The sequence below is a fragment of the Paracoccus sp. (in: a-proteobacteria) genome (assembly GCF_046462195.1).
GTDB lineage: Bacteria > Pseudomonadota > Alphaproteobacteria > Rhodobacterales > Rhodobacteraceae > Paracoccus.
On sequence record NZ_JBKGUN010000217.1, the window covers coordinates 1 to 10,210 of the forward strand.

Consider the following 10,210-nt stretch of genomic DNA (forward strand, 5'->3'; position numbering starts at 1 on the left):
ATCCTGCAGGACCAGCTTTCGATCTTCCTCAACTTCGAAGAGCCCGAATCGGCCACGGCCGGCGCGCTCGAGGACGGGCTGGAGTTCAATCCGCTCCTCCTTAAGAAGGTGGACGAGCTGGAGCTGTCGGTCCGTTCGGCGAACTGCCTCAAGAACGACAACATCGTCTATATCGGCGACCTGATCCAGAAGACCGAGGCCGAGATGCTGCGGACCCCGAACTTTGGCCGCAAGTCCTTGAACGAGATCAAGGAAGTGCTGTCGGGCATGGGCCTGCACTTGGGCATGGACGTGGTCGACTGGCCGCCGGAGAACATCGAGGACCTGGCCAAGCGTTTCGACGACCAGTTCTGAGACAACGGCGGGGGGCGACCCCCGCCGACGACCGGGCATCCGCCCCAAGGAGAGTGGCCCGCACGCATGGGCCGCCGGACAAAGCAAAACACGCTGTAGGAGATCATCATGCGTCACGCCCGTGGCTATCGCCGCCTCAACCGTACCCACGAACACCGCAAGGCGCTGTTCGCCAACATGTCCGGCTCACTGATCGAGCACGAGCAGATCAAGACCACCTTGCCGAAAGCCAAGGAACTGCGTCCGATCGTCGAGAAGCTGATCACGCTGGCCAAGCGTGGTGATCTCCACGCTCGTCGTCAGGCTGCTTCGCAGCTGAAGCAGGACATGCATGTTGCCAAGCTGTTCGACGTTCTGGGCGAGCGTTACAAGGACCGTCAAGGCGGTTACGTGCGCATCCTGAAGGCGGGTTTCCGTTACGGCGATATGGCACCCATGGCGATCATCGAACTGGTGGATCGTGATACCTCGGCCAAAGGTGCTGCCGATCGCACCCGCCTTGAGGCTGAGATGGCATCCGAAGACTGAAGAGCCGGTAATTGTTTCACAAGGAACCCCGTTGCGTGTTGCGCAGCGGGGTTTTTTGTCATTTGACTCTATTTGCACTTGCTGACGTAACGGCAGCGGTAAATCTTAGGCTTCCGTCAACGTCATCCTGCTAGTAGCATACATAATGAAGATATGCCCCTGACCGTTTTGATGGGTCATGGGTTAAAGTGATTTGCAGCAAAATCTGGACATCGTTAACGGTCTGGAAAGAAAAACAGGCCACTACTACGTCCAAGCTCAACGAAACCTTTTTTATCAGCACCAGACATGTCCTCTCGCGCAGACATCAATGCCGGTCTAAGAAAACTCGGGAAGATTGCACTGTCCGGCTATTTCGTCGGGCTGCACATCCGCTTTGCTGCACCGTTGATGCAGTTCCAGACCTATGCCGAGGAATGGTCCGAGTTCTATTCCTTGAACGGTTATGCCTTGCGTGACCCTACGATTGCCTGGGGGTTCTCGACCACAGGGGCATGTCGTTGGTCCGCACTGCCCATTCCCGATCCCTTCAACATCCTCCAGGATGCGGCGGATCACGGTCTGATCTTCGGGCTGACCGTATCGCATGGGCCCATTGCCTCGCGCACCATCGCCTCCTTCGCACGGGCGGATCGCGAATTCACGGATTCCGAGATCGAGGAGATCTCGACAACCGTTCGGCGGCTTCACGAATTGACGGAACCGCCGGCGAGCCTCACCAAGGCTCAGAAAGAAGCCCTTCGCTGTATCGCAGAGGGCGATCGTCATGCAGCGGCCGCTGCCAAACTTGGCATTACCGAAAGTGCGTTCAAGGCAAGATTGATCTCTGTGCGGGAGCGCCTTCAGGCGCGCACGACTGCCGAGGCGCTGCAAAGGGCCAAGGAATACCGCTTGCTGTAACCGTCGCTCGTCAGATTTGCGAGACAGTGCAGGCGCACTCGTCCCCTCAGGAGTAGCCCATGCAGATCACCACTCTTTCTTTTTCCAATTTACACAACCATGGCGAGCTTTTTGCAAATCTTTTTCGCGCTAGACGACAAAGCTTCATCATCCAGAAGAACTGGGATCTTCCGGAAGCGGATGAAATGGAGTTCGACCAGTACGACACGCCTCAAAGCCGCTGGATCGCGATTCATGACAAGGGGCAGATCCTTGCAGGCATCCGGTTGACCCCCACCACTGCCCGCTGCGGCATCTATTCCTACATGATCCGTGACGCACAGTCGGGTATTCTGGGCGGCTCGATCCCACAGGACCTGCTGTACGATCCCGCGCCCGTCGATCCCCATGTCTGGGAATGTTCGCGGGTCTTCGTCAATCATTCTATTCCGCAGATGTACCGTCGCAAGGTGCACTTCAAAATGGTCGAAGCCATGACCTCTTCTGCGCGCGACATGGGGGCGACCAAGTTGATCGCGTTGACCGGCGCGAACTGGCCTCGCTGGTATGGCCGCTGCGGGCTGACCGCCGAGGCCTTGGGCCGCGAAATGATCATCGACGACGGCAGCTTCCAGTGTGTCGCGATCGATCTGGCGGCAAAAATGCACTGAACGGATCTGGGCGCAAACAGGGTTGTTGCCGTGCCTGCAACAGCCGTAGGATAGACCTGTCATGGCTGATCTGTTCGATAGCGTTCCTATTCCGAAACCTGCATTCGATGGGGCGGTCCGGCCATTGGCCGACCGGATCCGGCCTGTGCGCCTGTCCGAGGTGATTGGTCAGGCGAGGGTGCTGGGTCCCGAGGGACCGTTGGGCAGCATGTTGGCTGCGGGCAGCCTGTTGTCCCTGATCCTCTGGGGGCCGCCGGGGGTGGGCAAGACCACGATTGCACGTCTGCTGGCGGACGAGACGGATCTGGCCTTTGTCCAGATCAGCGCCATCTTTACGGGCGTACCGGACCTGCGCAAGGTCTTCGACGCCGCCCGGCTGCGCCGTCAGCAGGGGCGAGGCACGCTGTTGTTTGTGGACGAGATCCACCGCTTCAACAAGGCGCAGCAGGACAGCTTTCTGCCGCATATGGAGGATGGCACCATCCTTCTGGTTGGCGCCACGACCGAAAATCCTTCCTTTGAGCTGAATGCCGCCCTGATGTCGCGCGCCCAGGTGATCGTGCTGGAGCGTTTGTCGCTGGCCGACTTGGAACTGCTGGCACAGCGTGCCGAGCGTGAACTGGCCCGCAAGCTGCCCTTGACCGCCGAAGCGCGCGAAACGTTACTGGAAATGGCTGACGGCGACGGCCGCGCCGCACTGAATCTGATCGAACAGGTGGCCGCCTGGAAGGCGGACACCAGGGTCGATGCGGACATGCTGGCCCAGCGCCTGATGAAGCGGGCTGCAAAGTACGACAAGGCCGGGGAAGAGCATTTCAACCTGATCTCGGCGCTGCACAAGTCGGTGCGCGGCAGCGATCCGGATGCCGCCCTTTACTGGCTGTCGCGCATGCTGGAGGGGGGCGAGGATCCCCGCTATCTGGCGCGCCGGATCACCCGGATGGCGATCGAGGATATCGGCTTGGCCGATCCCGCTGCCGTGCGGCATTGTCTGGATGCCTGGGCGCTGTACGAGCGTCTTGGCTCTCCCGAGGGTGAATTGGCTTTGGGGCAGGCGGTGATCTATCTGGCGCTGGCGCCGAAATCCAACGCGGGCTACGTCGCCTACAAGGCCGCACGGGCCGAAGCCAGGCGGACGGGCAGCCTGATGCCCCCGGCCCATATCCTGAACGCCCCCACGAAGATGATGAAGGAACAAGGTTACGGCGCGGGCTATGCCTACGACCACGACGCCGAGGATGGGTTCAGCGGGCAGAACTATTTCCCGGACGGCATGAAGCACCCGGTTCTCTATACTCCGGTCGAGCGCGGATTCGAACGTGAGCTAAAGCGCCGCCTGGACTGGTTCGTGTCGCAGCGGCTCAAGCGCGGCAGTTGACTTTGCCGCCATGCCGCCACAAACCCGCGCGATGATGAACCACTGGGCACAGGTCGCGATCGGGGGGGCCATCGGCGCAAGCTGCCGCTTTGCCGTTTACCGCGCGATGCCGCCGCACTGGGCCTCGCTTGGTCTGGCGACAGGGCTGGTCAATGCGCTGGGCAGCTTTTTGATGGGGCTGTTGGCGATGTTGCTGGCCCATCGGCTGGGACAGGGCTGGGGGCCCTTTCTGCTGAGCGGCCTCTTGGGGGGATTCACGACATTTTCGGCCTTTTCGCTGGATGTGCTGACGATATGGGAACGGGGTCAGGGCGCTGTTGCGTTGGCCTATGCGGCAGGCTCGGTCCTGCTGTCGCTGGCAGCGGTGGTGGCCGGGCTGGCCTTGGGACGAGGAATTTGGGCATGAGCGGCGTACAGACCATTACGGTCGGACAGGATGAGGGCGATCAGCGCCTGGATCGTTGGTTGAAGAAACGCTTTCCGCAGTTGTCGCAGGGGACGGTCGAAAAGATGTGCCGGACCGGTCAGTTGCGTGTGGACGGGGGACGCGTCAAGGCGGCAACGCGGATCGAGACGGGGCAGGAGGTGCGTATCCCGCCGCTGCCCGAGGCGCAGCCTGCGGCTGAGAAATCTGCCCGTCCCTTGGGCCCAAGGCTGATCGACAGCGATATCCAGATGATCCAGGCGGCCGTGCTGTGGAAGGATGAACATATCATCGCACTGAACAAGCCGCCGGGCCTGCCCAGCCAAGGTGGCAGCGGGCAGGGTAGCCGCCATGTGGACGGGCTGACCGAGGCGCTGATGTTCGGCTTCAAGGACAGGCCCAAGCTGGTGCACCGATTGGACAAGGATACCTCGGGTGTCCTGCTGCTGGCACGCACCGACCGCGTTGCGCGGGCGCTGTCCGAGGCGTTCCGGTCGCGCACCACGCGCAAGATCTACTGGGCTGCCGTCGCGGGTGTGCCGCATCCCCGCATGGGGACGATCCGCTATGGCTTGGTCAAGGGTGGCGGCGGACGCGGAGGCGACAACGAGAAGATGATCGCCGTCCACCCGCGCGACATCGAGGCGACCGAGGGCGCCAAGCGGGCCACCACCGACTATGCCGTGCTGGACGCCCTTGGGACCCGGGCCAGCTGGTGCGCACTGGTGCCCATCACCGGTCGTACACACCAGTTGCGGGCACATATGGCCGAACTGGGTCATCCAATCGTGGGTGACGGGAAATATGGCGGCTCGGGGCAGGAAAATCTGGGCGACGGCTGGGGCGCGCAGCTGGGCGGAGAGATCAGCCGGAAGCTGCACCTGCACGCCCGCAGCATCAGCTTTGATCATCCGATCACGAAGAAGCGCATGACCCTTACCGCGCCGCTGCCCGAACACATGATGCGGACGTGGAATTCCCTTGGCTGGCATGAAAACGACGTGCCGGACGATCCTTTTGCGGAGGTCGAATGAGGCTTGTCGTCTTTGATGTGGACGGAACGCTGGTCGACAGCCAGAACCACATCCACCATGCCATGAGCTTTGCCTTTCAGGAGGCCGGCCTGTTGCCCCTGCCCAAGGCGCAGGTGCTGACCATCGTCGGCCTGTCACTGCCGGTGGCGGTGGCGCAACTGGCGCCCGACGCCGATCCGGAAACCCAGGCGCGGATCGTTCAGGGCTACAAGGACAGTTTCATGCGCGCGCGCCTCGAGCAGGCGGCACCGCTTTACCCCGGCGCCCTGAACTGCCTGGACAGGCTGGCCGAGCATGACGATCTGGTGCTGGCGGTCGCCACGGGCAAGTCGCGGCGCGGGTTGGACGCCATGATCGCGGCGCATGGGCTGCAGGGGCGGTTTCTCAGCCTGCAGACTGCGGACGGACATCCTTCCAAGCCCCATCCTTCGATGCTGCTGGCCGCCTTGGCCGAGACGGGTGCGAAGGCCGGACAGGCCGTGATGATCGGTGATACGACCTTTGACATGGAAATGGCCAAGGCTGCCGGGCTGACCGGTTTCGGCGTGACTTGGGGTTATCACCCGGTCGAGGCATTGTCCGACGCCGGTGCTGCCCGCATCGTCACGGACTTCGAGGCCCTGACAGACGCGATCGAGGAGTGGGCGGCATGAGCGAGTGGAAGGCACGGCGATTCTGGACGACGGCCTCGACCCGTGCGGCAGAAGGCGGCTGGGAGGTTCGGCTAGACGACCGCAAGTTGCGCACCCCGGGCAAGCAGGCGCTGGTCCTGCCGACAGAGGCCTTGGCCGAGGCCGTTGCCGCCGAATGGCGGGCGCAGGAAAACGAAATTCTCCCCCACACCATGCCCCTGACGCGGGCAGCCAACTCGGCCGTGGAAAAGGTGGCCCCACAGCGGGACGACGTCGTCCGGATGCTTGCCGAATATGGCGGCACGGACCTGCTGTGTTATCGGGCAACTGAACCCGAAGCGCTGATCGAGCAACAGGCCGAAGGCTGGGACCCGCTGGTCGACTGGGCAGCGGTCGAATTGCGGGCGCCCCTGCGCATCACCCACGGCGTGATTCCGGTCGAACAGGATGCGGCTGCCCTGCAGCGGCTCCACGCGCAGGTGGCGGCGCTGGACCTTTACGGGCTGACGGCATTGCACGATCTGGTGACGATCCCGGGCTCTCTGGTGCTTGGCCTTGCAGTCATCCGCGGTCGAATCACCGGCGGCGAAGCCCATCAACTGTCCCGCATCGACGAGGAATTCCAGATGGAACGCTGGGGAGAGGACGAGGAAGCGCGCGAGGCCGCGGCCGGTCGTCTCGTGGCCATCGAGTGGGCAGAACGTTTGTGGCAACTGTCCCGCACAGGTTGAATGCGACCGGCGCAGGGGACGGGTTCTTGACGGATGATGTTGTATCGGCACAATGTCGCCTATTAGGGCGGCACAGGGATGCGCGGCGCTATCACAAGAAGGGCGTTTCCGACGATCCGGGCCGGCTTTGGTCCTGACGCGGGACTGGTGCTCCAACACAGAGGTAACAATGAAAAGAACGGTTTTCCTGGGGACGATGGCCACGGCAACTGTGCTGGCAAGCATGGGCATGGCCCAAGAGGGTTCGACCCTAGCCCAGGTCAAGGAACGGGGCGAGTTGAATTGCGGCGTCAACACCGGCCTTGTCGGCTTTGCGGCACCCGATGCGAGCGGCAACTGGACCGGCTTTGACGTCGCCTTTTGCCGCGCGCTGGCTGCAGCCGTCCTGGGCGACGCGAACAAGGTGCGCTTCGTGCCCACCACCGGCCAGACACGCTTCACGGCGCTCAGCTCGGGCGAGGTGGACGTCCTGGCCCGCAACTCGACCTGGACATTCTCGCGCGATACGGACCTGAATCTCGACTTCGTGGGCGTCAACTATTACGACGGTCAGGGCTTCATGGTGAACCGGGAACTGGGCGTCACCTCGGCCAAGGAACTGGAGGGTGCGACCATCTGCATCCAGACCGGCACCACGACCGAACTGAACCTGGCCGATTATTTCCGCGCCAACAACATGACCTACACGCCCGTCAACATCGACAGCAATGCCGAGGGTGAACAGCAGTACATGGCAGGCGCCTGCGACGCCTATACCACGGACGCCTCGGGACTGGCGGCCACGCGCGCGGCCTTTGCCGACCCGGAAAACCACATCATCCTGCCCGAGATTATCTCGAAAGAGCCGCTGGGGCCGGCCGTTCGCCACGGTGACAGCAACTGGGGCGACATTGCACGCTGGACGCTGAACGCGCTGATCGCGGCCGAGGAATATGGCATCACCTCGCGCAATATCGAGGAGCTGGTCCGTTCGTCCACCAATCCCGAGGTGCAGCGACTGCTGGGCACAACGGACGAACTGGGTGCGATGATCGGACTTGATGCCGAATGGGCGCGCCGGGCGATCCTGGCCGGCGGCAATTACGGCGAGATCTTTGCCGCGAACATCGGCGAACAGACCCCCATCGGCCTCGCACGCGGCCTGAACGCGCAATGGACGCAGGGCGGCCTGCTCTACGCTCCGCCGTTCCGCTGATCGGTTGAAACATCCGGGCCGGATCCATGCGGATCCGGCCCGTCTTCCTTCTCGGTGCAAGAACAAACCCGCCCCAGTGCAAAAGCGGCAACAAGCCGATGGCGGGTCACAGGGGTAATGAAATGACGGACATCTCGGCATCGGCGACACCGCCGTTCCGGCTCAGCATGCTGGTCCATGACCGACGGTACCGGTCACTGACCTTTCAGGTCATCGTGTTCATCTTGGTCATGGCCTTTTTCTGGTGGCTGATCGACAACACGGTCCGCAACCTGGCCCTTATGGGCAAAAGCTTTGATTTCGGCTTCCTGTTTCAGCGCGCGGGCTATGACATCCCGCAGACGCCGATCCCTTATACCGCCGATGACACGCATCTGCGCGCCTCGGTCGTGGGGTTGCTGAACACGCTGATCGTGTCCGTGCTGGGCTGCATCGCGGCGACGTTCCTGGGGATCATCGTCGGCGTCTCGCGCTTGTCGAAGAACTGGCTGTTCGCCCGGCTGATGACCATCTTTGTCGAGATCTTCCGCAACATGCCGCTGCTGCTGTGGATCCTGATCATCTATGCGATCTTTACCGAGATCATGCCGCCGCCCAACGCGTATCGCGGTGAAAACCCGGCCGCCTCGATGATCCTGTTCGACCACGTGGCGCTGACAAACCGCTATACCTCGATCCCGACGCTTGCCATGACCAATGATCCGGGCAGCCTGGACCTGGGCGCGCGCGTCACCTTCAACTGGGCCACGATTGCCTTTGTCGTGGCGTTGGTAGGGGGCTGGTTCCTGCGCCGTGTCCTCCTGTCCCATGCGCAATCGGTGCAGGATCGCACCGGCGAACGGCCGGTGACCTGGTGGAAAAGCCTAGCCGTCATGGTCCTGCCGTCACTGTTCCTGATCTGGTATTTCGGCCTGCATCTGGAGGCGCCGACCTTGCAGGGCTTCAATTTTACCGGCGGGCTGAACGTGTCGAACGGTCTGGTCGCACTGTGGCTGGCCCTGACGCTCTATACCTCCGCCTTTATTGCCGAGATCGTGCGGGCAGGCATTCTTGCCGTCAGCCGCGGACAGTCCGAGGCGGCCTTTGCCCTCGGCCTGCGCCCGAACCGCACCATGAGCCTGGTGATCCTGCCGCAAGCCTTGCGGGTCATCATACCGCCACTGATCTCCCAATACCTGAACCTGACCAAGAACAGTTCCCTGGCGATCGCGGTCGGATACATGGACCTGCGCGGCACGCTCGGCGGCACCACCCTGAACCAGACCGGCCGGGAACTCGAGGCCATCGTGCTGATGATGCTGACCTATCTGGTCCTCAGCCTGATCATCTCGGCGGGGATGAACGTCTTCAATGCCCGCGTCAAACTGAAGGAGCGGTGAGATGAGCGACACCCACGCCCAGACCGTCGCCTTTGTGCGCGATACCATGCTGCCCGCCGCATCCCCACCCTTGCGGGAATCCGGATCAGTCCGATGGCTGCGCGAGAACCTGTTTTCCGGCCCGGTGAACGCGATCCTGACCGTTCTGGGCCTTTTAATCGTATGGTTTCTGATCGCCACCTTCTGGGACTGGTTCGCCCATTCGGTCTGGAACGCCTCCAGCCTGAACGAATGCCGGCAGATCATAATCGCGACTTGGGGCGAGGGTGCGCGCGGTGCCTGCTTTGCCGTCATCCGGGAGCGCTGGAACCAGTACGTGTTCGGGTTCTATCCGCAAACGCTCTACTGGCGTCCGACGATGACCTTTGGCCTGCTGATGGTGGCGCTGGCGCCGGTGCTGTTCGCGCCCGCGCTGAACATCCGGCGGATCGTGCTGGCCATCACCGCCATTGCCACGCTTGGGGCGATGCTGGTGCTGGGTGCGCCCGCAGGCTGGCTGGTCTTTGCGGCCATCGTTCTGGCGGGCGGGCTGTTCCTGTCCGAACGCAACGTCGCTTGGCTGCTGCCCTTTTCACTGGTCTATCCGCTGCTGGGCGTCTGGTTCCTGTGGGGCGGCAGCCTGTGGGGCGCGGTCTTCGTGCTGGTCGGACCGCTGCTGGGCTGGCTGGCGTGGCGGGTCCTGTCGCGCCTCTCGCCGTTGCTGGCGACGGTTGCCGCCGTGCTGGTAACGGTGCTGTTCTGGCTGATGTTTGCGGGCGATGCGGCTGGTGATGCCGAACGGATACTGCCGCTGTCGATCGAGGCGGTGCGCTCGGACCGCTTCGGAGGCTTTCTGCTGTCGCTGACCATCGGCGTGGCCGGCATCGCGCTGTCCTTGCCGCTGGGGATCGTGCTGGCCCTGGCGCGGCGGTCGGACATGTTCCTGGTCAAGTCACTTGCGGTGATCTTCATCGAGTTCATCCGCGGCGTTCCGTTGATCACGCTGCTGTTCGTGGCGTCCCTGCT

12 protein-coding genes are annotated in these 10,210 nt (G+C 62.6%); all 12 read left to right on the plus strand.

Annotated features, from left to right (window positions below; all coding sequences use genetic code 11):
- Nucleotides 1-354: DNA-directed RNA polymerase subunit alpha C-terminal domain-containing protein (locus ACLHHB_RS13515; protein ID WP_410218805.1), on the plus strand; the 354-nt coding region annotated here is incomplete at its 5' end.
- A 108-nt stretch (nucleotides 355-462) separates the two neighbouring features.
- Nucleotides 463-882: a 50S ribosomal protein L17 gene (rplQ, locus tag ACLHHB_RS13520; protein WP_410218806.1), complete on the plus strand. Its 420-nt coding sequence runs from the start codon at nucleotides 463-465 to the stop codon at nucleotides 880-882.
- Between the two features lie 288 nt (nucleotides 883-1,170).
- Nucleotides 1,171-1,782 carry an autoinducer binding domain-containing protein gene (locus ACLHHB_RS13525; protein ID WP_410218807.1) on the plus strand — a complete coding sequence of 204 codons (612 nt, stop codon included), beginning with the start codon at nucleotides 1,171-1,173 and terminating at the stop codon, nucleotides 1,780-1,782.
- A 59-nt stretch (nucleotides 1,783-1,841) separates the two neighbouring features.
- Complete coding sequence (locus ACLHHB_RS13530; protein ID WP_410218808.1) at nucleotides 1,842-2,432, plus strand: acyl-homoserine-lactone synthase; 591 nt, start codon at nucleotides 1,842-1,844, stop codon at nucleotides 2,430-2,432.
- A 61-nt stretch (nucleotides 2,433-2,493) separates the two neighbouring features.
- Complete coding sequence (locus ACLHHB_RS13535; protein ID WP_410218809.1) at nucleotides 2,494-3,810, plus strand: replication-associated recombination protein A; 1,317 nt, start codon at nucleotides 2,494-2,496, stop codon at nucleotides 3,808-3,810.
- A 31-nt stretch (nucleotides 3,811-3,841) separates the two neighbouring features.
- On the plus strand, nucleotides 3,842-4,216 hold the full coding sequence (locus ACLHHB_RS13540) for a fluoride efflux transporter FluC (RefSeq protein ID WP_410218816.1): 375 nt from the start codon (nucleotides 3,842-3,844) through the stop codon (nucleotides 4,214-4,216).
- Complete coding sequence (locus ACLHHB_RS13545; protein ID WP_410218810.1) at nucleotides 4,213-5,268, plus strand: RluA family pseudouridine synthase; 1,056 nt, start codon at nucleotides 4,213-4,215, stop codon at nucleotides 5,266-5,268. The genes ACLHHB_RS13540 and ACLHHB_RS13545 overlap by 4 nt, the downstream gene beginning before the upstream one ends.
- The gene (locus tag ACLHHB_RS13550; protein WP_410218811.1) at nucleotides 5,265-5,921 is read left to right on the plus strand and encodes an HAD-IA family hydrolase; all 657 of its coding nucleotides are present in this window, start codon (nucleotides 5,265-5,267) and stop codon (nucleotides 5,919-5,921) included. The genes ACLHHB_RS13545 and ACLHHB_RS13550 overlap by 4 nt, the downstream gene beginning before the upstream one ends.
- A complete protein-coding gene (locus tag ACLHHB_RS13555) occupies nucleotides 5,918-6,631 on the plus strand; it encodes an ATP12 family chaperone protein (RefSeq protein WP_410218812.1) in 714 nt (237 codons plus the stop codon). The genes ACLHHB_RS13550 and ACLHHB_RS13555 overlap by 4 nt, the downstream gene beginning before the upstream one ends.
- A gap of 169 nt (nucleotides 6,632-6,800) precedes the next feature.
- Complete coding sequence (locus ACLHHB_RS13560) at nucleotides 6,801-7,826, plus strand: amino acid ABC transporter substrate-binding protein (protein WP_410218813.1); 1,026 nt, start codon at nucleotides 6,801-6,803, stop codon at nucleotides 7,824-7,826.
- 122 nt (nucleotides 7,827-7,948) lie between these two features.
- Nucleotides 7,949-9,205 carry an amino acid ABC transporter permease gene (locus ACLHHB_RS13565; RefSeq protein ID WP_410218814.1) on the plus strand — a complete coding sequence of 419 codons (1,257 nt, stop codon included), beginning with the start codon at nucleotides 7,949-7,951 and terminating at the stop codon, nucleotides 9,203-9,205.
- 1 nt (nucleotide 9,206) lies between these two features.
- Nucleotides 9,207-10,210: ABC transporter permease subunit (locus ACLHHB_RS13570; protein WP_410218815.1), on the plus strand; the 1,004-nt coding region annotated here is incomplete at its 3' end.